Below are 25475 nucleotides of genomic sequence, written 5' to 3'. Positions count from 1 at the left end.
AACACTCCCCCTAAAGAAGGTGTTCATATTTACCTCCAACAATAAAAATAATGGATGTCCGCATAACTATACGTAACAACAGTAAATTAGGGTGTTGCGTTAAGACGCTGATATAAGACATCTCGATAATTTCGACTCAACTTTACTCGCGTATTGTCACGTAAAATTATTTGATAGTCGCCGTTGTCCAAGCTGATCAATTCTCTAACATAGCTTAAGTTAACGATGCACGAGCGATGCACCCGTTGGAAACCTTGCTCTGTCAGTCGAGCTTCCATATTTTTCATGGTTTCACGCACAAGATGCGATTTTTGTGGTGTATGAACACTGACATAATCTCCTTCTGCCTCCACCCAAAATATATCTTCAGATTCCAGTAAATAAACGTGGCCGTTAGAGCGAATAACTAACCGCTCATTGCTATTTTGCTGCTGACGGTTATATTTATTAGCGTTAATGGTGCTATTTACTTGCGTTTTTGTTAACAAATCGGTGAGCTGCTCGCTACGCTCAGCAATTGCATTTTTTAATATTTGTTCTCGTGCATATTGTAAGCTTTCTTTAAAGCGTTCATTGTCAATGGGTTTCAATAAATAATCTAACGCATGGGTTTTGAACGCTTCAATGGCATATTCATCATAGGCGGTTAAAAATATTACCGGCGGCATATGTGTAACACCAACCGCATTAATCACATCAAAGCCCGTAACTTTTGGCATTTTAATATCAAGAAAAACTAAATCAGGTTGTAATGACAAAATGCTGCGAATTGCGTCACTGCCATTAGCACATTCTGCAATAACCTCGATATCTTTCTCTTGTCCTAAACGTAGTGAAACCCCCTCTCGTGCTAAAGGCTCATCATCAACGATTAATACTTTAATGGTCATTGTTCTATCTCGATAAGTTGTGTTGCCAATTTTAATAATACGGTTACACCCCCAAACTCGTTACTAGCAATTACAAACTGATGCTGCTTGCCATATAATTGTCGTAATCTCGACTTCACATTCGATAAGCCAATACCTTCTTTAAAGTGCTTATCATCGAAATTACAGCCAGCACCATCATCAGTAATGACAATTTCCAAATGCTCTTTTTTAACTGAACAACTAATCGTTAACTTACCATGACCTTCTTTTGCTTCTAGCCCATGTTGCATTGCATTTTCAATTATTGGCTGTAATAACATCGCCGGGACAGCTATTGACATTGCGTCATCATCAATATGCTTTTCAATACAGATTTTATCGCCAAATCGAACCTGCTCAATCGCCAAATATTGTTCAACATGCAATAACTCCTTTTTCAAGGGTAGCCATTGTTGCTCTTTATCATCTAGGCTATTTCGAAAGAAATTACTCAAACGATTTATCGTCTCTATCGCTTGCTCTTTTTCTGACTTCATCACCAATACAGAAATAACATTTAAGGTATTAAACAAGAAATGAGGATTAATTTGCATTTTCAATGTTTGCAATTGAGATTCCATCAGCTGACTATTGAGTTCACTTGCTATGAGCGCTTTTTGCTGGGCAATTTGTGAAAAATTTTTGATATTCACATTAGTCACTAATATGGTGTAAATAATGGTATTAAATAAGAAAATATTATCACCAAACAAAAAATGTCCAACATGTTGCCAAGGTTGATAGTTTTCCATACCGGGTGCCATATTTTCAAAAAAGTGATAATGGAAACTAATGAGTAACCCAGCAACTAAAGATAATATCAATAAAAAGACTGCGTGTAAGAGCAAAGCTTTTAACCAATTTTTTGGCATAATTGGAAACTTTCTCGCAATGCCTAATACCACCGGAGTTAATATTACCCATGGTAGCCAAATTCTAAGAGTGAAAAATTTAATATGAGAAAAAAAATGCATTTGAAAATGATGGCTGGTTAGCCAACTTGATACTTGGGATAGCAATGCAAAAAACACTAAACCAAACCAAATATTGACTAAAAGTAAAATGATACCTTTAGCCTTAATTGAGTTTTTCATTTTCTGCATAGTACGCTCATATCCAATTTCCAACTTAGCATATGCTATTTTTCTCGCTATATTAGTGTTATACAACACACAAATTTATTTAATTCTAACTTATGAAGCCTCTTTCCCCGCCATAAATGTTTATCGGGATAAGTCCAAAGTCATCATCTGATTGGCGCAACTCAAAGTCATCCTCAGTGCATTTATAGGAAAATGAATTATTCTCTCGTAAGATAAGTTCACTTTTTACACCACCATTGGCACTGGCATAAAGCTTGTCATTTTCCCAAACTATGTTTTTTATTTTCCCTTCGACACTGCGTCGTTACCAATAAACTTTTGCGCGAGGGTTTCACTAATATCACTAAATAGCTAGTCCTGCGGTATGACTCAAAATAACTACAAGTTTTAATTTTACGATGCAGCTATCTAGCTTTGGAATAAATTTGTCTAACGTATCAGACAACGATAACTTATTACCTTTCACCAACGACAAAATTGCTGCGGCTATGATCAGCTAGGTCTAATGCCACGCGATAAACCGTTTTACCTTTTTGCACCAGTAAAACAGCAAAACCCGGTTTGTCTCCATTTACAAGGCACTTTACTATGTCTCGAAATTCATTAGCATTGGCATTAGCCTGTAGTATTGAAAACACGATACTAACCGTCAAAAGTAATTTAGTGGTTTTAATCATTTATTTCTCATAAATTGAATAACATCACTCGGCAAGTTATTAAAACATGTTATTTTTTGCGATGACGTATCTGGTAATTTTTTGACAAATGAAGCTACAGCCTAAACAAAATCAGCACCAACTTAAAACGCATATCGCTGAAAGCAATAATATCTACGATGAAATGGTTAAAACCAGAGATAAAGATAGTCACGGTTTTAAAATCAATATGCTTTTATCATACAAATACTGTGATATTTTTCTAAGGAGTTAATTTTAAGGGTGAGCTCGCTATTTCCCTATTAGTTTTACATTCATGCCCTATAATTGCGTATGAGCACACAACAATAAATAAATATCATTCAACTTTAGAAGTTAATGTTATTTATTCTGACTAAAAACATCCCTACTTTTAAATATTTCTGCTACATTATCTATATAGGTAGAAAATAATAATCTTTAATAGTCATTAACTTAGACGAGTAATTTTTTTGCAATTTTTCAATGCCAGTAAATGGCTTTTCACTACGCTAATTTCCATCATATTACTAAGTATTGTTATTAGCTTCGCAAGTATCATTAACATTATCGACCAAAAAGACATTACTAAAGAGAATAGTTATTACACTATTGATAGTAGTTATTTCATTGATTCAAAAAATAGTAAAAGCATTGAAAATATATTTCAACATACTGATTTCATTGACAGCGAATTAAATAAAGTTCCGTATACGTTAGCAGATCAAAGCTACTGGATAAGACTAACCTTACATTATCCAAGTGCTCAAACTAGCAGTACTTCTATTTCAACAACCGCGCAAAGCAAAGCACCTCCCCTTGCTAGCCTGATATTGATGGCCGAACATAGTATGTTAGATATATTTGATGTCTATCGCATTGAGCCATTAACGTCGCCCAGAAAAGTATTCAGCAATCAAGATCACGGTAATGTTTCATCCCAAAATGTTTACCCTAACACTAAATTAGAGTTGAACAAATTTGGTCAAAGTGAATATTTAATTCACGTCAAGAATTCAGGACCACCGAATATCCCGCTATTGCTTTTTACTCCAGAAGACTTTGAGCAAAGGTTGTTATTGTCGCAATTGATTTACGGCGCTTTCATCGGCATTTTACTGATCATGGCAATATACAATTTAGTACTATTTTTTGCCGCTAAAGATAAAGTGTATTTGCTTTACATTTCATATTTGCTGTCAGCCTTTACTGTGCTGTCATCACTAACGGGTTATGGTTATTTCTTATTTTCTAACCACATTATGCAACAGTTAAACCAGCACTTAATCTTTTTCGACTTTCTGCTGATTATTTCCCTATTATTGTTTACCTTATATTTTTTACGGTATGAACATTTAAAACATTGGGCCTATAAAGCGTCTCTAATATTAGTGTTTGGTTTTTTTGTTACCGCGCTATATTCACTTTCTTTAAACGAGTTAACGCAAACAAAAATATTTTTCTCCTTACAGCCACTATTTTATATCGTTGCCCTATTTTTAATTATTAATCGTTTAAAACGAGATTTTTCTTGGGCACGCTTCTATTTTATTTCATGGTTGCCGTTACTTATTGGAGCGGTAATTCAACCTATGGTTTTGTTAAATAAACTTGAATATAGCTTCCTTACCCGTAATGCATTTCTATTTGCTGTGATGATAGAAGTCACCTTTATGGCTTTTGCACTTGCGGAGCGTATTCGCCGTAATGAAAAAGAAAAGCTAAAAATGATCGCTTATCATCAAAGTAATCATTTACCACGCAAAACCAACCTAGATCACTGTGTGGCACAAGCACTAGAAAATAATATGGATAACTTAACAATCGTGGTCGTTAAGCCAGAGCAATTTAATCGCATAGAGCTTTATATAGATGAGCCAACTCGCATTAAATTTTTCCAACATTTATATCAAAAGCTATCGTCATTATTTCGATTTAATGACGCGATACTTGCGATTACCGATAAAAATGAAAAATTATGCTTTTTAGAAAGTAACTGTCTAGCTTTAGCTATCAATAATGATACCAACCAACAGGATATTTCCCTGATTGTAAAATCAATTCAAGACGCTGCTAGTGAAGTTTTTTATTTAAGAGAGCTTAAATTGCCGTTATCTGCCTATGTTGGGCTTGCCAATTACCCTGAGCATGGAACAACCAGTGATTTATTAGTTGAAAATGCCTCACAGGCAGCAAAAAGTGCGGAATTGAGCCAAAATAAGTGGGATTATTTTGCCGCTCCTGATAATCACCATACACCATCTTCTATCCAATTGGCGATGGACCTTCAGCAGACGATAGCCAATCAAGGTTTTAAGCTATATCATCAACCGCAAGTCGATTTAAAGACCAATAAAGTCTGTAGTAGTGAATGCTTGATCCGCTGGCAGCACCCAACGTTAGGCTTTGTTTCTCCGGAGCTATTTATTCCCATTGCCGAAGATTTTGGTTTAATGCCTTCATTGACCCTTTGGATTATTGAGACCGCATTACAGCAGCAAGTGACCTTGTCTGAGGAAACAGGGCTTAATCACATGATTTCCATAAATATTAGCGGTAAAGACTTAGTGCAACCCAATTTTTTTGCTGCCGTCGATGAAATAATTAATCGGGTCGATATAAAAGCCGAAAAGATCATCTTTGAATTAACAGAATCATTGTCATTTTCTGAGGATAGTGTCGCAGTTAAAACTATAGAAAAACTAATTAGTTTAGGGATCACAATCAGTATTGATGATTTTGGTACTGGCTACTCGTCAATGTCGCAAATTAGTCAACTGCCATTTCAAGAATTAAAAATTGACCGAGAATTTGTTGAAAATGTTTGCAGTGATAGTAAACGTAAAGTTATTGCCGAAACAACGGTAAAAATGGCAAAAGGTTTAAACTTGGAAGTTGTTGCAGAAGGCATTAACAGCGCCTTAGATGAGGAAACACTACGAGCCTTTGGTTGTGATATAGGTCAAGGTTACTATTACGCTAAACCTATGTCACACGCTGATTACTTACAATGGCTAAATAATCTTAAAAATGGCCAAATTCCCGCCAGCCTCGAAGGTGAATTTATGCCGGCGGTAAAATAGAAAGCGCTAAAACAGTTGATTTTCCAATGTTTTACCATTTATTAGTTGGGCATAAGACCAGTTATTCTCTTGTAGGAGCTTGAGCAGGGCTAATTCAACATTGCTATTGCCTTGTTCGCCACTAATCGATAATAAATATTCTTTATCCTGCGTAACAGAGACGTCCGACAAACCTGGAATGGTCATGAGCTGTTGTGCAATATTTTCGTATTCTTGCTTCATTCGTAAAGTGATAAAACGCTCACTGTCAGCAGAATTTAACGCTTGGTGATGGTTTAACTGGCCATTATTTAAATATAAAACTTGCTCACATAATCGCTCTAGTTCACTCAAGTCATGAGAGCTTAGAATAAAAAGCGTACTGTCAGCATGTTCAGCGACTATGGCTCGAATATCTTTCGCATTAGCGGGATCTAAACCTGCAGTGGCTTCATCTAGCATAACTATTTCAGGGCTACCTAGCAGTGCTTGCGCAATAGTCGCTCGTTTACGCATACCATGAGAGAGTTCACTCGGACGACTATTTATAACCTCTGATAAACCGACCATATCTAAGACTCGGTCAGTATCTTTCTTTGCGACAGCGCGGCTCATGCCTTGCAAACGCGCATAAAACATTAGTTGGCTAGCAATAGAAAAGCGAGGATCTAATTGTGCATCTTGTGGCAACGCAGATAATCGGCCAAATAATTTTGCGCTTCCCGGTGTTTCTGAGAATATTTTAATATCACCGGAAGTCGGACGAATATAACCACAGAGCAAGCTAAATAGCGTGGTTTTACCAGCACCATTTGGCCCAACTAAGGCAACAGGTGCACCTTTTGATAAACTAAATTCCGCATTGTTTAACGCTTGTTTGTCACCATAATGCTTACACAATTGGCTGACTTCAATAATTGCACTCATATTGCAGCCCTCTTCATCACAATGGTACTCATAACAAGTATTATAAAAGTCTGTGATAAGGGTAATAAGTAATGGCCGCCATCAAGACTATTCTGCGATAAAATACTGGTTATTTGGCCACCAGGAAAAATTGAGTTTAGATAAAAATCTTGACCAAATTGGTAGCTTATCAACGTAACAAGCAACGGGCCTAATCCGAAAAAAAGTGTCGCAGCAACAACCGCTAATCTCGACGAGTTAACTAAGGTGTTAAGCAACGACATCAAGGCAATAAAAGGCATAACAACAATCATGATTTCCAGCCATAACTTACTTGATATTTTCACACTCGCTAATAAAAGCGACATATCACGCACGCTTGCCAATATCATAGTTGCAACAAGCGTAATGGCGACTAAGATAGCAATAATAAATAATTGCCCCAAATAGCGGCCTAAGATCAGCTCTAATCGGGTCGAACGCAGAGTAATAAACCGCAACGTACCTCGTTGTTTGTCAGAGCAAATTTGATCGCTACACGCTAGTACCGAAAATATAGGAAAGAAATAAATGGCGACTAACCAATAAATGGCATATTCAGGTACCGGCCATTCAAGCAGTGCAGATAACCCTAGCACTCCAAACAGTTCTTGAGCCATACGTTCAAAAGAGGCTGAAGTGACAATGCCAGCAGCGGAACTAACAAAATAGTAAAGAATAATAAACCAAATCGTGGCAAATGCCAGTAAGGCTAATAAGCCACGTTTAGTTTTAAATAAACGAATCAACTCGAAGAAAATAATATTAGATAATCTGGACAGGTTAATATTCAATCGGCACCTAAAAGTGTCTGTTTTGAATACCTTAAAAGGAAAATTAATAAAAAGCGAGCTTTATCCCTGCGCTTTATCAAATATTTAACGAGTTTAGGAGCTTACAGCAACAATAAAGTAAAAAGTTGCATAAAGCTCCAGTAAGTTTCAAGCGCTAGAGACTAAATAACAAATTCAATTCTCGAGTTTGCATCCGTTGTTGAATCTATTTGTGGTGTACAAAGTAAAAGCTTTGCCGAGTTAACATTTAACTGTTCGACCATATAAGCTTTAAAGGTATCAACCCGCTGTTGAGATATAACTTTCAGGCGTTGCACGTTATCCGCAAGATGCGCTTGCTCAGCACTAGTGACACCAATATCAGCAGGTGTTGCAATCGCACAAAGTTTCACATTAATGTCTGGCTGTTCTTGCAACATAACCGACATTTGACGACTAAATTCAATTTGCTCAGGACTTAGTTCAACTTGCTGCGGTAAGTAATTTAAATCATTTATTCGAAGTTTTAAGGCAAATTCTCCCGCAGCCATCGCCACTTTCATCACACTTGCATAAGGCACAAAGGTAGTGATCAAATAATCTTTAGCGGCAGACATGGTTGCCTGTTTAACGAGTAACGTTAAGAAACCGGTAAAACCAAATGACGGTGAGCTGGTATCTCCTGATAACGGCACCGACAATTCAACATTGCCATCCGAGTCTTTCAACATACCTAAAGCGACATTAAATGGCACACTGGTTTGGTCGGTCACTGTACCAGCTTCATGGTCATCAGCGGCGGTAAAATCGACCCCTCTAAGCAGCAAGTCAACATCGCCATCAATTTCACTGCCATTGAGGCCTGCTGCGATTGTGACATCGAGTTGACCACTTTCTATTTCATATTTCAAGGCATCCTTAATATAACTCGAAACACTCGGCAAGCTGACTTCCTTTATTAAGGCATCGAGCTGAAAACTCTGCTTTTCAGCAAAAGGATAACCACGTCCTTTAACGTCAAAATTTGCATACTTGTCGCTTTTACCTTTTAAATTAAATATGCTTTCCAACTCAGGTTTTGCAGTATTGACTGATGCTAGAGACAAAGTGTCAATTTGCACATTTCGCTCGTAATGCGGGGTAACGCTTTTATCTTTAAAGTCGATCTGCGCTGCATCGAGCAATTTGAATTCACCTAAACTAAATGCCAGTGTCGATTCACCACCCGCTTCATTTACATCTTCAGCCAGTGCTTTTTCTTCTGCTGCGGATTCACCTGTTGAGCGATGTTCTTCACCCCCTGATACTTCTTTACCCTCAAGGGCAACCAGCGTTGACAATTGCTTGTTCTCATCTAATAATAAATTGGCAATTAATCCAGAAATTGTAATATTGTCAATAGAGACATTATTTTGCTCATAGCCAATATCATTTAATGCCAGCTGTTTAAAGGATGCCAAAGCAGGCAATTCGCTTGTCATATGTTGAGAAAATACACCTTCGCCAACAGTAAGCGTACCTATGGCAATATTCGGCGTATTTTCGGCAAATTTTGCCGATATATTCTCAACAGCAATACTTTCAATGTTAGCTAAGCGGCCTTTATCAGCCAGCGTCTGTACTGAAACTTCATTAATTTCAGCAGCCAAAACAGCGTTAACATTAACAGGGGTTTCCGTCATCAGTTCAATCGACAACTCGTTACTTTCTATTTGCTGATCTGCAACATCAACGGCTAGGCCATCTTGTTCAACATGAAAGTTATCAACGGCAAATAAGAATTTATCAAAACTAAGTAATGTTTTCTCGGTTGATAATTCAATATTTATTGCACTCGAATAACTTAACTTTCCGTTTAATGCCTTTAATGTTTCTGGCAAAAAGGCTTGCAAGTGATGTAGAGAAAATTCACCAAGGTTTAATTCAACTTGTACCAAACCTTGTTGCTGGACTAGCCCAGCATTAACGGCTAGATTTAATGGCGCTTGGTTAATGTGACTTGATAATAATAACTCTAAGTCTTGTGATTGTTGAGAAAGTGAAACACTAGCAAGCGAAAGTGAATCTAGTTCAAGACGATGGCTTTGACCTAAATGCTCTAACTCTATAATAGCATTAGTTAAATTAAATTTTGGAATAACAAGCTGGTAAGCAAATGTTGATTTTTCTTCGCTGCTATCTTGTTGCTGAGCTTCCTGTTCCGCGTTCGATGCGTCATTCTCTTTGGCTAACAAATCAAAGCCAGCAACCGTCAATGATGTTTCAGTCAGAACGACAGGAATGTAAATGCCATTAACCTCAAATTCAGCAAGATAAATACGATCAAATAGTAATTGGTGCAAATGCAACTCCGCATCAAGCTTAGCTACTTTTAACACCGCCGTTTGATTTTCAAGCTGCATTTCCAAATCACTAATCGTTAAATGCGCCGTAAACGGGTTGTAACGAACAGTCGAGTCAGACGTAAGAGAATAACCCTGAGGTAATCCATGATTATTAATAACATAATTAACGATTACCGGTGAAAATAACCAAATTAAACAGTACAAGGTGAAAAAAGTGATGGCGATAATTTTACTTAATTTTTTGACAAGGGACCTCATCGTACATTCCTATACTTTACAACGAATAATAATTCTGTGATTTTATTGAATGGTGCAATAGATATTTAACAAACTAAAATCATTAAAAACGGACCATAGCAACTTTACTATGATCCGCATAATAATCAATACAACTACTCAGGTTGAAGCAAATCAATAAATTGTTGTGATTGCTCAATCGCCTTGCTCATTTCAGCTACTAACGACTCAACATCACGTTTAATGGTTTTATATTCGCCTTGCAAGGCACCAATAGCTTGGGCATTTAAATTATGCTTTAGATACAAACTATTGTCTTTTAATGCTGATAATACCGGCGCCATTCTATCTTTTGCTCTATGCATAGATTTGATTAAGCTTTGATAGTTACGCTGAGTTTTTCTCATTTTTTGTTGGCTTTGTTGCTTTAAACTCGCACTAGAGTACTGTTGAATTTCATCATTCCATTCATCAAATAATGCATCGGCGACGCTTTCAATCGCACTAATACGAGCTCCAACTTCTTCGGCAGAAGCTTTGCTTGCTTCATATTGGTCATTGACCAATTCATACTGCGCCGCTAAATCACCACCATCGTAATTTATTAATTGAGAAAGCTGATCAAGTGCTGATTTGAATTGTTGCTGGGCGTCTTGCTGAGCCGTTTGAGCATTTTCTACGCGATCTAACATAATATCACGCTTATGAACGCCAACCTTTTCCATTGCCGAGTAATACGCTGACTGACAACCCAACATCGCAACCGTGGCCACAACCATCAGCGTATATTTTTGCAGTCGTTTTAAAGGGCTAGTTACAGGCTTAATCATGACCACCTCGACTTGTGTATCGAGCCGCATCAATAATGCACCAAATATAGACAATAGGTAGTAAAATCCAACCTATACCTACCCACATTAAGGCACCGGCAATAGTCCAGAAAACAAAGAATAAAATAGCCGGCATGATCCGACCTTGTACCAACTGCCCTAAACCAGGAATGAAAATACTACAAAGTGCCGCCAAGACATTACCACCAGAACCTTGCTGCGCCATAAAAACCTCCAAATGTAAAAAAATTGCTATTGAAACATCTCTTTATTGTCAACAGTATAACATTACCTCCATTTATAATGCTGCTGTTATTAACCTTGAATTATCATTATATTGTAAAAAACATGTCAAAAAATTTTACTTATTTTATCACGCTATTATGAGGCAGACTAAAGCGTGATGATTGCCCTTTTCTACACAACATTAAGACAAGAAAATGGGCCAATAACAAACAGTAAAAATTCAATAGTAAGAAGCAATTAAGTTATGAGTAAAACAAAAAAAGCCAAATGCATTTGCATTTGGCTTTTTTAAATTAGCGTAATTTCTGAAATATTATGCCGAAAATGAATCACGCTTATTTTTTTGTCGATATGCAATACCTGCTAATGCAAGTAACATAAGTACAACTGTTGCTGGCTCCGGCACATCTGCAGGACGAGTTCTGCTTAGCTCAAACACACCACCAACATCATCATTAAAGCATGACTCGGCCCAACTTAACGCTAATGTACTAGCATTTTCAAAAACACTCAAACCAGCAACGTTAAAGGTAAAACTGATTTTCCCGTGGCTTACACCCCAAGAAGTATTGTTACCAATTTCATTGCCAACGGTGTTACCAAAAATATCGCCATCATAACGCGCACGACCATTACTGTTAGTATGGTGTTCTCTAGACGTTGTTGTACCATCTATTTCATACAAGCCACCAACATCAGTACCACCAAATGCATCTTGGCTAGTTCTCATATCACCTAAAGAAAAGGCATAATTAAACGAAGAACCATTATCGATACCAATTAACAAATCACCGTATACAATTTTCTCACCATAATAATTATGTTCGTTATTATGAGTTTCGGTATTATTGTTATGGGAAAAATTAGCGAAGTTGGTAAAAATATCAACGGTAATAGTATTGTCAGCAGACCAAGTAACATCCATTTGATCAATATTATACGTGCTATCACGACCATTTGCGTCTCTGTCACCAGCTGACTCTCTATCATCAACTGAGACTGTAGAGCCCCCAACATTTATCGTTGTAGCATAAACACTTGTGCTAGCAAGTAATGCGGCAAAGCCTAATGTTTTTAATCCAATTTTTATCATCGACATCATAATATTCCAATTAATGTTGTACAACTTTCGAATTTGATAAATTAACTAATTATTCATCATTCATAATTGTGTTTCCGTATACCGCTTAAAAGCAATTACCGAGCCAACAAACATTTAACACATAAAAACAAACACTTAACTGCAATTTAAAATTAAAAACTGCTTAAAAAGCATAAAGTGTAAAAATACTCGACAGTAATTTTAGCACAACAAATAAAATCCGCCATCGCTTTAGTTTTCATCCCATTAGCCCAGAAAATATCTGCCATTAAAAATTAGCGAACGATAAAATGATAATTACTCCAATTTCACTAGCTTAGCTAGGTAAAAGTTATTAACATAATTGCAAACGGGCAAATCAACTATTGCAATATAGCCTCTATATTGAAAATGGATCTTATTATGAACAAATTGATATTCCAGCACTTTTCTATACTCAGAAGTAGTATAGAAGCGTTAAAAAAATTTATTATCATTTTTTTTGCTGTGCTGACTTTACAAGTGAATGCAGAAGAAGCCGCCAGTAAGTTATATGAAAACGCCTTAATTGCATTTCAAAACGAAGAAATAGAAACCTCTATAATCCACCTTAAAAATGCCCTACAGCAGCAAAAAGATCATTTACCTTCTCGAATCTTACTCGCCCAGGCGTTACTAGAGCAAGGCAATGGTGCGTTAGCAGAAATCGAACTAGATAAAGCCCGTCTCGATAATGCCGATAAAAACCGTTTAGTGACACTCTATGCCCATGCCTATGTCTTACAACATAAATATGACGATGCTATGCGTGTTACCAAAGCAGGTAATAGAGGCAACAAAATAGAAACTGAATTACTTATTTATAAAGGTCAGGCACAAATAGGACAAAAGTTATATCGCTCCGCAGACAACACATTTGCAGAAGCCTTAGTGCTATCTCCGCAAAATCAAATCGCATTACTTGGCCGCGCACAAATTGCACTTATATCCCTAAAACCTCAAATAGCATTGAAGTATGCAGAACAGTCAGTTGCCAGTATAAAACCATTCATCAACGGTTGGATTTTCAAAGCAAATATCCTCTCTCAACTTGGTAATACCAATGCTGCCATTACAGCAATAGATAAGGCGTTAAGCATAGATGACACCCATATGGCCGCTCGATTAACAAAAGCCATGTTACATATCGGTTTACAGGAATATGCCATAGCTGAGCCACACGTTGACTTTATTCTCGCTGATATTCCAAACGAACCACGAGCCGGCTATTTAAAAGCGTTAATTAACGCTAGTTTACAAACGCCTTCAGACAAGGACGGCGGTAACAAATTAACGGAAGTTATCGCAACCTTAGCCGCGGTTCCCGATGAAGTAATGAAAAACACGCCTGATTATTATTTTTTGGCCGGCATCACCAACTTTCAATTCGGAAACTATACTGACGCCAAAAGGTACTTAGAAAAATACCTAACTTATGTTGAATTTCACCTTGATTCTGTGCGAATGATAGCACGCATCAACCTAAAGCAAGGGCAACCAACAACGGCTAAAAACTTATTAAAAAAAGCTAATTTAGCACACCCCAATGATGCCAATATTTTAACCTTACTCGGCATGACCTATTTGCAATTAAAAGACTCAGAAAAAGCCGAAAGCTACTTCAAGCAGGTATTAACTATGTTCCCAACCTCTGAGGTAGGGATCAGTAATTTGGCTCGCAGTAAAATGCAATCTGGCGAATATCAATCTGCAATTGACGCCCTACTTAGTATTAAGAGTAATAAATTAGACAACATCCAAGTAAAACTCTTACTGATTGATTCATATGAAAAAAGCAATGCATTTGAGCAAGCAATCATTATTGCATCAGAGCTCACCGAGCAATTTCCTAAAGAAAGCTATTTTCAACAAAAATTAGGCTCATTATATGGCTGGAATAAACAATTTGTTGCCGCGCGAAAAGCCTTTCAGCAGGCATTAACGCTTGATGCTGAAAATATTGCTGCAATAGTGCACCTAGCAAGAATGGATATCATTGAAGGTAAAACAGAAAGTGCAAGAAACTTTCTTAATGGGCAACTGATAAAATTTCCACAAAATGCCTTAATTATGGCCGAAATATCTGACACTTTTTTATATGAAAAAGATAATCAAAATGCCTCTTTATGGATAGAAAAAGCGCACGCACAAGCCCCCAATAATTATTACATCTTGACTAAATATGTAAAAGTTATGGTCCGTAACAACATGCTGCCCAAGGCAATTGAACTTGTGGATTTGTATATTGGGCAAAATTCAAATTCATTAGACGCGCTACGATTAATTGCCGGTCTTTATCAGCGCCGGAACTTGCACGAACAGGCCATATTAGCCTTAAGAGAATTTGTCAAAAGGTCATTTGATAAGTCTCCGGCCTACAACATACTGGCAAAAGCCCAGTTGGCCGCTGGAGATAGTGCCAGTGCAATTCAATCTTATAAAAAAGCCATTGTCGCCGATCAAAACTCAGTCTCAGCACATATTGGATTAGTAAACTTAGTAATTGCAGATAAAAATGAGCAGCTTGCACTCAACCTGATTGAAAACATTGCAAAATTAACCTCAAGTAAAAGTTTAGAGCAAGTGTTTTTGGGCGACTTATACTTTGCATTAAACAATATTAAAAAAGCAAAACAACATTATTTTTCTGCCCTCAAGTTCTCAGATCAAAAACAAGCAATTCTAGGCTTGTATCGTAGTTTTAATAAGGAAAATCAATTAGAGCAAGTTATTCCGCATTTACTTAACTGGCTTAAAAAATACCCTAATGATCTCGCAATAGAAATATCATTAGCCGACAGCTACAAAAACTCAGGCAACCTCAAGTTGGCGGCAGAGAAATATGAGCAATTAATCACTAAACATGGCCAACTGCCGATACTGCTTAACAATGTTGCAAACATTTACTTTTCACTTAATGAGACAGAAAAGGCACGTCAATATTCTTTTCAAGCCTACTCTTACCTAAAAGACAATGTTGCCATAATAGATACTTATGCTTGGATTGAAAGTCGCCTAGGTAACCACAATGAAGCGTTAGCGCTCTTCAGATATGCCTTAACTAAAGAGTATGATAATGCCGAGATTAAGTATCATTTAGCCATTACTTTGCACAAATTAAATAGAATGGTTGAAGCGAAAAATTACTTGATTGAGGCGATAGACAGCCCACAAGATTTTGCCGAAAAAGAACAGGCGAAAGCTTTACTCACCACTTGGTAATGTCGCCGCTCATAACTAGCTATTAAAAAGCCAACCCATTAATGTGGTTGGCTTTTTTTATATTGCTATATTAGTTAAGCGGTTCAAATAAAACTAATATACATTTAAAAGCTTATATTATATTGCAGCGCGACAAGTAAGGCATTTCCTTCAGAAGTAAAACTCCAATCTTTATTAGCAACTAAGGGATCTAACAACTCAGGTAATTGCCCCAGCAAAGCATCTTCTTCGGTAACGACAACGCTATCGCCATTGATGTACGAAATACCAAAATCAATACTTTCGTTGTCAGTTAGTTTATAAGTTGCGCCTGCGCTGTACCATAGTCGGTCACTATCAGGAATTGAAATTGAACGATAATCTTCAACAGCGGCTGATTGATCATAAGCAATACCTGCTCTCACAATAAGCGCTGTATTTACGCTATAAGATGCACCTAATGCAAAACGATAACTGTCCGCAAAATTTTCTTGTTTTTCAAAGGCAAGCTCATCACCGGTATACGCTTCTAATTTTTCAAAGCTAGACCATTGGGTAAACATGACACTGTAATGAGTCGACCACTGCTGAGTGAACTGGTGAAAACCTGAAAACTCAACTATCGCTGGCATATCAATAGTTAAGCTGCCGTCTTCTGTTGGCGTGCCTAAACCAGTAAAATCGCCTTCAAAGGCTAGTTCAACTTTACTACGATAAGTTAACGCAAAGCGATGGTCGGCATTGATTTCATATACTGCGCCAACATTCCAACCATAACCAAAATCATCTCCTTCCATTTTGATGACTTCTGCTGTTGCCGGTACAGGTGGAACAACCAAGCCAACACCAGGAATAGTAACGCCACTTTCTAGCGCCCTGCCAGCGTGCCTAACGAGCTCAGCTTCACCGTAAACAACATTAAGCCCTAAACCTAAGCTCAACTGCTCGTTAACACGGTAAGAGCCACTTACATTAGCATTAATGGTTTTTAAGTCTGTTTTACCACCTATAGAGCCGGCAGCATAATCATTGTCATATTCACTCTTAAGGCCAAAGTTTGAATTAATGCCAAGACCATAAGCAAATGATTCATCAACAGGGTTTATAAAATACATTGCTGGTATGATTGCACTCGGTACCACGCCGTTTTGATCTAGCTGGCTAACATCAAAATTTTCACCTAACAGCTCAGGCGCATTAACTCCTTTAATATCTACACCAGGGTCGACATAAGTTGAGGCAAAAGAGAATGAAGCTTGCTCGAACAGTGCCATAGCTGCTGGGTTGCGTGCTAGAACAGCGGCATCATCGGCAATAACGGCGTCACCTGCAAAAGCTCTACCTAAGCCTGAGGCACTGGTTTCATTTAATTGAAAAGAGGCAGAATGTGCATTGAAAGCTGCCAATGCAATTGCACTGGCAAGAATAGATTTTTGTAATGTCATACTTGGTTCTCGGTAATTTATCGGGAAATTAAAATTTTAGTGAGTCATTGATAATAAAGATAAAAATGCAGATGCTATTATACCTAGCTTGTAGCCTAGTTTAGCGACTAAAGTGTAATAAAAATGTATAAACAAAGGTTTTGTTTTTGCTACTTAGGAGAGACAAGAATTGAACAGCAAAGTAATAAATTGGAGCGGCTAACGAGACTCGAACTCGTGACATTCACGTTGGCAACGTGATGCTCTACCAGCTGAGCTACAGCCGCTTCGGAGCGTTTTAATAAATAAAACTTTTTGAATTTACTTCTTGCTTCATTAAGAAGGTGGTACCCGGGGCCGGACTTGAACCGGCACGCTTTTCGGCGAGGGATTTTAAATCCCTTGTGTCTACCAATTCCACCACCCGGGCAACGAGAAGTATTTTTTATAGTAGAAATTGGTATCCTACTTTGATGAACTACATCATCAGAATTTGGAGCGGCTAACGAGACTCGAACTCGTGACATTCACGTTGGCAACGTGATGCTCTACCAGCTGAGCTACAGCCGCTTCGGAGCGTTTTAATAAATAAAACTTTTTGAATTTACTTCTTGCTTCATAAAGAAGATGGTACCCGGGGCCGGACTTGAACCGGCACGCTTTTCGGCGAGGGATTTTAAATCCCTTGTGTCTACCAATTCCACCACCCGGGCAACGAGAAGTATTTTTTATAGTAGAAATTGGTATCCTACTTCGATGAACTACATCATCAGAATTTGGAGCGGCTAACGAGACTCGAACTCGTGACATTCACGTTGGCAACGTGATGCTCTACCAGCTGAGCTACAGCCGCTTCATTTACTCAATTTACTTGTAGTAAATTCAGTTTTTACTGTTTAAAAATTTGGAGCGGCTAACGAGACTCGAACTCGTGACATTCACGTTGGCAACGTGATGCTCTACCAGCTGAGCTACAGCCGCTTCATAATTTTAAACTTAATTTCCATGCACGTGCCAACATGCATTAACAACCTTACAGTAACAATGAAATGGTACCCGGGGCCGGACTTGAACCGGCACGCTTTTCGGCGAGGGATTTTAAATCCCTTGTGTCTACCAATTCCACCACCCGGGCAAAATGGAGGCGGGTCCCGGAGTCGAACCGAGGTCCACGGATTTGCAATCCGCTGCATAGCCATTCTGCCAACCCGCCAATTTCATCAACTACGAGTAAGGTAGTATTCCTTAGAATATTCTCTAAAGAGAATTTGGAGCGGCTAACGAGACTCGAACTCGTGACATTCACGTTGGCAACGTGATGCTCTACCAACTGAGCTACAGCCGCTTCATCTGTTGACTCCCTGTCAACTGGAAACGCATTCTACATTGAAAAACTGATGAGTCAACCATTTAATTTCAATTTTATTTCGACTGCTCAAAAAGCGACTAATCTGGTGTTTTTTTAACTAAATAGCGCAATTTCAAGGTTAATTTACTCACTAATTACTTGGTCAGTTCTGGCCAAGCGGCTTTAAAGTAGATCACCATTGACCAAAATGTCAGCACAGTTGCGATGGCATAGAAGCCATAGGCAGCAAAAATTAATATTTCATGCGGAAATTCAAATAAAATTAATGGAATATCATAGGTTGGATACCAAATTAATCCCATAATGCCGAGCATTTGCGCTGCAGTTTTATATTTGCCTAATTGAGATACCGCAATATCGTCCCTTTTACCACGTGATGACATAAACTCGCGTAAGGCACTGATAAAAATTTCTCTAGAAATCATTAAAATAGCCGAAACCGATATCCACCAAACTTGTAGATCTTGAATTAAGATAACTAAAGCAGCAATCACCATCAGTTTGTCAGCAACGGGATCAATAAAAGCACCAAAAGCCGACGACTGATTAAGTTTTCTTGCCAAGTAACCATCTAAGGCGTCACTAATTGCAGCAAACCAAAATACCGCAAAAGCACCAAAATGGTTCCAAGACACTGGTAAATAAAATACCACGATAAAAACGGGAATTAAAATGATTCTAAAAAGTGTTATTTGATTGGGGATTGTCCACATAGTCTATCTAATATTCTTATCGTTATTTAATCGAGAGTAAATCGTCTTGCAACACATTTTACACAGATCGCGCGCTAATTGTCATGCAAGGCATCATAAATATTTTCAGCTAATAATTTGCTGATACCCGGTACTTTTTCTAACGTTGCTTTATCCGCTTTTAAAACTTCTTGTAAGCCTCCCAAGTACTGTAAAAGCGCTTGCCTTTTTTTTGCTCCAATACCCGGAATAGTTTCCAAGGTAGACTTTTTACTGACCTTTTGTCTTTTTGCTCGATGGCCGGTAATCGCAAATCGATGCGACTCGTCACGAATATGTTGCACTAAATGTAATGCTGGCGATGTCGAAGGCAAAGAAATCAATTGATGACTTCCGGCTAAAATCAAAGTTTCCAAGCCTGGCTTTCTCGATTCACCTTTCGCAACCCCCACCAGTAACGGTGTTTTTACTTGTTCAATACCAGCAAAAAACTCTTCCGCTTTCGACAATTGCCCTTTGCCGCCATCAATAAAAATAATATCTGGCATCTTTTCTTCGCTAGTCACTTTGCTATAACGCTTATCTAATGCAAACGCCATAGCGGCATAATCATCACCAGGAGTAATACCATAGACATTGTAGCGTCTATAATCGCTTTTTAATGGCCCTTCTTGATTGAATACCACATTTGACGCCACGGTTTGCTGGCCCATGGTATGGCTAATATCAAAACATTCAATTCTAGATATACCATTCGGCAGTTCAAACACCTCATTTAATGCAGAAAACCTCGCCTGCATTGATTCTTTGTGCGAGTTTCTAGTCACCATAGCGGTTTCGGCATTAGTGCAGGCTAATTTAAGATATTGTGCGCGCTCAGTACGCACATTATGAGATATTTTCACCTCATGTTCAGCTTGCGCGCTTATCACTTGCATAAGGTCTGATAAATTTTCAGTAATTTCAGGAATAATAATTTCTTTCGGAATAACACCAGAGTTCAGCTCATTACCAATATAATGCTGGCTAATAAACGCCGCAATTATTTCACCATCGCTAGTGTCAGTAGGCACAGTAGGAAAGTAACTTTTACTGCCGAGTATTTTTTGTTCACGGACAAATAATAGATGGATGCAGGCTTGTGATTTGTGTCGATATAAGCCGATAACATCCATTTCAGCTGCACTACCGCTGACAAACTGTTGTTGCTGTACTTTGCGTAAGGTGACAATTTGGTCGCGATATTTTGCCGCGTGCTCAAAATTTAATGCCTTACTTGCCACTTCCATCTTTTCAACTAGGTACTCAATAACCGCTGAACTTTTGCCTTTAAGGAATAGTTTCGCCAGCTGAACCTGTTGCTGATAGTCATCTGGCGATATTTTATCAACACAGGGGGCAGAACATCGCCCTAATTGATGCTGTAAACAAGGACGGCTGCGTGCGCGATAATAACTATCTTCGCATTGTCGTAATGGAAAAAGTTTCTGCATTAAACGCAAACTTTCCCAAACTGCACCTACCGTTGGGTACGGGCCAAAATAATCACCTTTAATTTTTTTGCCACCGCGATGCAGGCCTAATTTAGGGTGTTTGTGATCGGTAATAAGTAAATAAGGGTAAGATTTATCATCGCGCAGTAAAATATTATATTTAGGTTGATACTTCTTAATATAATTATTTTCAAGGATCAGCGCTTCACCTTCAGTATGCGTGACCGTGACGTCAATTGCTGTTATTTGCTTAACCAGCGCACGGGTTTTGTTACTGCCGACATCTTTACGAAAGTAACTTGATAAACGTTTTTTAAGTTGCTTGGCTTTACCGACATAAATTACCGTTTGGGTAATATCGTACATACGATATACCCCGGCTTGTTCAGATACAGCAGCTAGAAAGGCTTTATGGTCAAATGTTACATCATCATTTGACTGGTGTTCTGTAGACAAGGTTACAAAGCTTCGGTTTTTAACATGCCATGGCGAATAGCTAAGTGAGTCAATTCGACATCATTACCAACATTAAGTTTTTCAAACATACGATAACGATAGCTATTAATGGTTTTAGTGCTCAGTACCAATTGCTCAGAGATATCAGGCACTTTCTCGCCTCGCGTGATCATCAACATGATTTGTAACTCACGCTCTGACAAACTATTGAAAGGGTTTTCATCCGCTGATTTAAACTGGCTTAAGGCCATTTGCTGAGCAATTTCCGGAGTGATATAACGTTGACCGCTATTTACCGCGCGAATGGCATTGATCATTTCATCCGGACCAGCACCTTTGGTTAAGTAACCCGCGGCACCAATTTGCATCACTTTCGTTGGAATCGGGTCTTCACAATACACAGTTAATACGATGACTTTAACATCAGGGGCATAACGGATAATTTTTTTCGTCGCCTCTAAGCCACCAATGCCTGGCATATTCATGTCCATTAGCACAACATTAGGCTCAGTTTTACGACAAAACTGCACCGCTTCTTCGCCCGTTTTGGCTTCACCAATAACCTTAAGTCCCTTCACTTCGTCTAGGATTTTTCGTATTCCAGTACGAACCAACTCGTGATCATCAACTAACAAAACATTTATCAACGTAGAATTACCTTATAGTTTCTTTAGAAACAGCCTAATATTAGACAAAAAGAATATAGCGAATTGCCCTTTAACACAATCTAAATCGCGCTTTTTATCGATTTAACTTACTTATCAAACTTAAAATAAGCTAGGACTATAGTTCATTCTTATTCAACCAGTTATTTAAGAGACCAATTTGGCCATTTTTATAGGCTGCATAAGTTAGCCTAACGGCATTACTTAAGATAATGCTGTCGTTCCATTTTGTTTGCTCGGCTATCAATTCGTAGCATTTTTGCGCTTCTGGTGACAAATAACCGCGCATTTCCTTTTTCCCACGATCTTTTTGTCGTTCGCGATAACGCTTCTGCTTCTCAGCATTCGTTAACGCTTTCTTTTTTATATTCATCAGTACCTTACCTTTTCACTACTTATTAATCACCAGGTTACGCATAACCAATTCTGACAAATATTTCCCCCGTTGTTAAGTGAAATATGCATTTATTTAACTGTTCGGAGTTGTTTAGCGTACAAGTGTTCGCTAAAGTAACGCCTTTAAAATTCTCAATAGATGTAAGTGACCTCATGGAACAAAAAAATTCGTTCACAAAAGAAGACCTAGTAAAAGCAGGTACTGGTGAAATGTTTGGCGCTGGTAACAGCCAATTGCCTTCTGACAACATGTTAATGATGGACAGAATTGTTAGCATCAATGACGATGGTGGCGAACATGGCAAAGGCGAAATTATCGCAGAGTTAGATATTACCCCTGATTTATGGTTCTTCGATTGTCATTTTAAAGGCGACCCTGTTATGCCAGGTTGTCTTGGTTTAGACGCCATGTGGCAATTAACCGGCTTTTATTTAGCATGGTCAGGTGGTCCAGGTCACGGTCGCGCCCTAGGTGTCGGCGAAGTAAAATTCACTGGCCAAATCCTACCAACAGCCAAAAAAGTAACTTACAAAATTACTTTAAAACGCGTTATTAAACGTAAATTATTTATGGGGATTGCTGACGGTACTGTTTCTGTAGACGGTCGAGTAATTTACACCGCAACCGATTTAAAAGTCGGTTTATTTACCGATACCACTAAATTTTAATTTTTGATAGCAATAACTTAACGGTTTTATCGCAATTAAATATAGTTTAAAAAAAAAGCCAGCAAATGCTGGCTTTTTTAATATCAAAATATATTAAAAGCCCAGAGCAAGCCCTTCTCGGCGTTGATCTGCACCAGCTCTTAAACCTTCTTTAGTGACCTCAATCGCTTGAATACCACTATTTAAATCACGCACCAGTACTTTGTGACCTTTAGCTTCTAATGCCGGTTTAATAGTGACTAAATTAGTTCCTCTTTCTAACGTCGTAACTTTATTGCGATTGGTTACCCGAGGTAAGTTGATGGCAGACTGTGGATCTAATTGCCAATCGAGCATAGCGATCATGGTTTGCGCAACATAATTAATAATCCGGCTACCACCAGGTGAGCCAAGCACGAGTTTAAGTGACTTATCTTGATTAAAAACCATCATAGGCGCCATTGAACTGCGCGGCCTTTTTCCTGGCTGCAAACGGTTTGCCACCCATTGACCGTTTCTTTTTGGTGACAGAGAAAAATCAGTTAATTGATTATTCAAAATAAAACCTTCCACCATTACCGCTGAGCCAAAGCCCATTTCTACACTCGTGGTCATCGAAATGGCATTGCCCTCTTGATCAACAATGGAGATATGACTGGTTGATGGCAATTCAAAGGCATTATCATCTGCTTGCGCAAGTGCTCCTTGAGGAGTTCCCGCTTGCGCCATGCCCATATCTTGCTCGCTATTAATTAACTTCCCTCGTTTTGCCATATAAGGTTTTGAAATTAAGCCTTGGGTTGGCACTGCAACAAAATTACTATCGGCAATATAACGGTTGCGATCGGCAAACGCTAAGCGAGAACTTTGGGTAAATAAATGCGCGAACTCTGCATCTGCCATCGATAATTTTGCAATATCAAATTGCTCTAGCTGACCCAGAATTTGTATCACCGCAACACCACCTGAGCTTGGTGGCGCCATGCCACATACTTGATATTGTCGATAAGGACCACAAACTGCGGGTAGTTCCTGCGCTTGATAATTTTTCATATCAGCAAGCGTTAAACGCCCTGGAGCAATGGCTGAGTTCTGTACCGCATTTACTATTTTTTTCGCGATCCAACCTTGATAAAACGCACTAATGCCCTCTTTTGCCAGACTACGATAAACATTTGCCAGCTTAGGGTTTTTAAGTCGCTGACCGGCTTTTACCGGCTGACCATTAGGGAAAAAGTAGCCCTTAATGGTCGCTAGTTTGGTGATACCTGGATTAAACTCCATCGCAACCAACTTTTCTAGCCTTGGTGAAACAATAAAACCATCTTCAGCTAAGGTTATGGCATCATTGAACAACACAGACCAAGGGAGTTTACCGTATTTATCATGGGCCTTTTTCAGGCCAGCTAAAACCCCCGGAACACCGACAGAATGACCACCTACAACGGCTTTTATCCAAGGCATAGTACGACCATTAGCATCTAAAAACATATCGGTAGTTGCAGACGCTGGCGCGGTTTCTCGGCCATCAAATGTGGTTAACTGCTGAGACTGCTTATCCCAATGCAATATAAACGCGCCGCCACCTATACCAGAGGATTGCGGCTCAACTAACGTTAAAACTAGTTGCACCGCAATAGCAGCATCAACCGCGCTACCGCCTTGCTTTAGCATATTAAAACCGGCTTTACTGGCATAGGGGTTTGCCGCCGCAACCATGGCATGTTCAGCATAAACCGTTTGTTTTTTAATAACACCAGTCGCGGCTTCTGGTTCGCGATCTTCACGCTTTTTATCTGGTTCAGCAAATGCCATTAAGCTTGTTGAGATAAACAATGCGGTTAATAGCCCACTAATGGCCGAATTTGACATGAGGTTCCTTAATTAAAGGTTGATAATATGCTCTAAGTTACATTAGCACTTTCTAATATACATTAAAACTGAAAATAACTAATTAGACATCACAAATAAATCTAACAGTGTTGATTAAAGGATTGCTGAAATCGATTAAATTTTACAAAACCATCTAACACGGCTTGAAATTTCTCGGGCTTATTTTCTAAGCGAGCCAATATATGGCAACAGGCTTCCAAAGACGATAAGGCATTGTCTTTTTTAGTTTTACGAATATCGTACAAGCTTTCAATACCGACGGGTAACGTTAGGTGTTTAATATGATGTAAACAAGGATTAAGCATAAACATCCGATAAGCTTTCTTCCATGTTCCATCCAGTATCACAATACATTTAACACCATTATCTGCTGTTATAACCTTTTTATCGTTAACGTCATGTCCCCTAGGCTTCGAAAAGTCAACGGCTAGCGCTTGTTCGCTTGGGTACAGCAAAGCGATTTGTTCACCATATTGACTCAACAATCTATTTAATTGCTTATTGTCCTCAAATGATTCTCCAACGATAACTTCGCATTGTGATAATGATTGTTGCAGCAAAGTCACAGTACCTTTACTCTGCTTAACTTCACTTGGGTGCTGCAAAACAACAACATTAATTTGATTATCAACACGACTTACAAAAGCACAAATACACGCTTTTTCCGGCCGGTGGCATTGTTGGCAAATGGCTCTAGACATGAATAACTTATAAATAAAAATAGGTGTGGCAAGTTTACGTAACTTTAATATTGAGTTTAAGTGATTTTTTATATTAACCGCGATTTTCATTTTTCATGGCTAAGGTTTATTAAGCTTTCAGGAAGACTGTTGCAGCGCTTTGTTGGGGATTCATACAAAGCAAAGCTTTTGTCATGTAATTGTTTCACATAACATAGCTGATAACGCCGTAAAAAGGCCAATAGACCTAAGTTACTAGTTGCTAATTCGTTAGTTCAGCGCTATTAATAAGTAAAAGGTATTTAATTTACA

General features: G+C 38.4%; 19 protein-coding genes and 9 tRNA genes. 3 read left to right on the top strand and 25 right to left on the bottom strand.

From position 1 onward, the window contains the following. Positions 1-86: 86 nt before the first annotated feature. From AC27JP_RS07350 to AC27JP_RS07340, 3 genes are all read right to left on the bottom strand, one after another. A complete protein-coding gene (locus tag AC27JP_RS07350; protein ID WP_487113597.1) occupies positions 87-890 on the bottom strand; it encodes a LytR/AlgR family response regulator transcription factor in 804 nt (267 codons plus the stop codon). After that, positions 887-2014 (bottom strand): sensor histidine kinase, encoded by a 1128-nt coding sequence (locus AC27JP_RS07345; RefSeq protein WP_487113595.1) that lies wholly within the window; start codon positions 2012-2014, stop codon positions 887-889. Before AC27JP_RS07345 ends, AC27JP_RS07350 begins: the two co-directional genes overlap by 4 nt. A gap of 455 nt (positions 2015-2469) precedes the next feature. Continuing rightward, positions 2470-2691 (bottom strand): hypothetical protein, encoded by a 222-nt coding sequence (locus AC27JP_RS07340; RefSeq protein ID WP_487113593.1) that lies wholly within the window; start codon positions 2689-2691, stop codon positions 2470-2472. A 470-nt stretch (positions 2692-3161) separates the two neighbouring features. On the opposite strand from AC27JP_RS07340, the gene AC27JP_RS07335 reads away from it, so the two are divergent. Next, complete coding sequence (locus tag AC27JP_RS07335; RefSeq protein WP_487113591.1) at positions 3162-5771, top strand: EAL domain-containing protein; 2610 nt, start codon at positions 3162-3164, stop codon at positions 5769-5771. Between the two features lie 6 nt (positions 5772-5777). Here the strand turns inward: AC27JP_RS07335 and AC27JP_RS07330 are convergent, their stop codons facing one another. The 6 genes from AC27JP_RS07330 to AC27JP_RS07305 all read right to left on the bottom strand — a co-directional run bounded on the left by AC27JP_RS07330 (position 5778) and on the right by AC27JP_RS07305 (position 12228). Next, the gene (locus tag AC27JP_RS07330) at positions 5778-6677 is read right to left on the bottom strand and encodes an ABC transporter ATP-binding protein (RefSeq protein WP_487113589.1); all 900 of its coding nucleotides are present in this window, start codon (positions 6675-6677) and stop codon (positions 5778-5780) included. Continuing rightward, a complete protein-coding gene (locus tag AC27JP_RS07325; protein WP_487113588.1) occupies positions 6674-7489 on the bottom strand; it encodes a hypothetical protein in 816 nt (271 codons plus the stop codon). Before AC27JP_RS07325 ends, AC27JP_RS07330 begins: the two co-directional genes overlap by 4 nt. 161 nt (positions 7490-7650) lie before the next feature. Continuing rightward, entirely contained in the window at positions 7651-10071 is a 2421-nt protein-coding gene (locus AC27JP_RS07320) for a DUF748 domain-containing protein (RefSeq protein WP_487113586.1), read from the bottom strand. 134 nt (positions 10072-10205) lie between these two features. Continuing rightward, entirely contained in the window at positions 10206-10880 is a 675-nt protein-coding gene (locus tag AC27JP_RS07315) for a DUF2959 domain-containing protein (protein WP_487113584.1), read from the bottom strand. Next, positions 10873-11106, bottom strand: coding sequence for a hypothetical protein (locus tag AC27JP_RS07310; protein WP_487113582.1), 234 nt, complete (start codon positions 11104-11106; stop codon positions 10873-10875). Before AC27JP_RS07310 ends, AC27JP_RS07315 begins: the two co-directional genes overlap by 8 nt. 333 nt (positions 11107-11439) lie before the next feature. After that, positions 11440-12228 (bottom strand): PEP-CTERM sorting domain-containing protein, encoded by a 789-nt coding sequence (locus tag AC27JP_RS07305; protein ID WP_487113580.1) that lies wholly within the window; start codon positions 12226-12228, stop codon positions 11440-11442. Between the two features lie 402 nt (positions 12229-12630). Between AC27JP_RS07305 and prsT the strand changes: the two genes are divergently transcribed. Continuing rightward, on the top strand, positions 12631-15468 hold the full coding sequence (gene prsT, locus AC27JP_RS07300; protein ID WP_487113578.1) for an XrtA/PEP-CTERM system TPR-repeat protein PrsT: 2838 nt from the start codon (positions 12631-12633) through the stop codon (positions 15466-15468). A gap of 104 nt (positions 15469-15572) precedes the next feature. Here the strand turns inward: prsT and AC27JP_RS07295 are convergent, their stop codons facing one another. The 14 genes from AC27JP_RS07295 to AC27JP_RS07230 form a co-directional block, all read right to left on the bottom strand. Further along, positions 15573-16892, bottom strand: coding sequence for an outer membrane protein transport protein (locus tag AC27JP_RS07295; protein WP_487113576.1), 1320 nt, complete (start codon positions 16890-16892; stop codon positions 15573-15575). 190 nt (positions 16893-17082) lie between these two features. Further along, positions 17083-17158 (bottom strand) — tRNA-Gly (locus tag AC27JP_RS07290). Between the two features lie 58 nt (positions 17159-17216). Beyond that, positions 17217-17301 (bottom strand) — tRNA-Leu (locus tag AC27JP_RS07285). 64 nt (positions 17302-17365) lie between these two features. After that, a tRNA-Gly gene (locus AC27JP_RS07280) sits at positions 17366-17441 on the bottom strand. A gap of 58 nt (positions 17442-17499) precedes the next feature. Further along, positions 17500-17584 (bottom strand) — tRNA-Leu (locus AC27JP_RS07275). A gap of 64 nt (positions 17585-17648) precedes the next feature. Further along, positions 17649-17724, bottom strand: a tRNA-Gly gene (locus AC27JP_RS07270). A gap of 52 nt (positions 17725-17776) precedes the next feature. Beyond that, positions 17777-17852: transfer RNA gene (locus tag AC27JP_RS07265), tRNA-Gly, on the bottom strand. Positions 17853-17921: 69 nt separating this feature from the next. After that, positions 17922-18006, bottom strand: a tRNA-Leu gene (locus AC27JP_RS07260). Positions 18007-18010: 4 nt separating this feature from the next. Beyond that, positions 18011-18084: transfer RNA gene (locus AC27JP_RS07255), tRNA-Cys, on the bottom strand. Between the two features lie 56 nt (positions 18085-18140). Next, a tRNA-Gly gene (locus AC27JP_RS07250) sits at positions 18141-18216 on the bottom strand. 158 nt (positions 18217-18374) lie between these two features. Further along, positions 18375-18953, bottom strand: a complete 579-nt coding sequence (gene pgsA / locus AC27JP_RS07245; RefSeq protein WP_487113575.1) for a CDP-diacylglycerol--glycerol-3-phosphate 3-phosphatidyltransferase — start codon at positions 18951-18953, stop codon at positions 18375-18377. Positions 18954-19027: 74 nt separating this feature from the next. Beyond that, positions 19028-20881, bottom strand: a complete 1854-nt coding sequence (uvrC, locus tag AC27JP_RS07240; protein WP_487113573.1) for an excinuclease ABC subunit UvrC — start codon at positions 20879-20881, stop codon at positions 19028-19030. A 2-nt stretch (positions 20882-20883) separates the two neighbouring features. Beyond that, a complete protein-coding gene (gene uvrY / locus AC27JP_RS07235) occupies positions 20884-21528 on the bottom strand; it encodes a UvrY/SirA/GacA family response regulator transcription factor (protein WP_487113571.1) in 645 nt (214 codons plus the stop codon). Positions 21529-21664: 136 nt separating this feature from the next. Then, positions 21665-21919: an anticodon-binding domain-containing protein gene (locus AC27JP_RS07230; protein ID WP_169712425.1), complete on the bottom strand. Its 255-nt coding sequence runs from the start codon at positions 21917-21919 to the stop codon at positions 21665-21667. 176 nt (positions 21920-22095) lie between these two features. Between AC27JP_RS07230 and fabA the strand changes: the two genes are divergently transcribed. Beyond that, complete coding sequence (fabA, locus tag AC27JP_RS07225; RefSeq protein WP_487113568.1) at positions 22096-22611, top strand: bifunctional 3-hydroxydecanoyl-ACP dehydratase/trans-2-decenoyl-ACP isomerase; 516 nt, start codon at positions 22096-22098, stop codon at positions 22609-22611. A gap of 93 nt (positions 22612-22704) precedes the next feature. Here fabA and ggt read toward each other — a convergent pair whose 3' ends face one another. Beyond that, positions 22705-24462 carry a gamma-glutamyltransferase gene (ggt, locus tag AC27JP_RS07220; RefSeq protein ID WP_487113566.1) on the bottom strand — a complete coding sequence of 586 codons (1758 nt, stop codon included), beginning with the start codon at positions 24460-24462 and terminating at the stop codon, positions 22705-22707. 101 nt (positions 24463-24563) lie between these two features. Continuing rightward, positions 24564-25184: a tRNA-uridine aminocarboxypropyltransferase gene (locus AC27JP_RS07215; RefSeq protein WP_487113564.1), complete on the bottom strand. Its 621-nt coding sequence runs from the start codon at positions 25182-25184 to the stop codon at positions 24564-24566. Positions 25185-25475 lie beyond the last annotated feature (291 nt).

The sequence above is a fragment of the Colwellia sp. SU-HH01172 genome (assembly GCF_057553355.1).
This window is presented reverse-complemented; position numbering and strand designations above follow the sequence as displayed.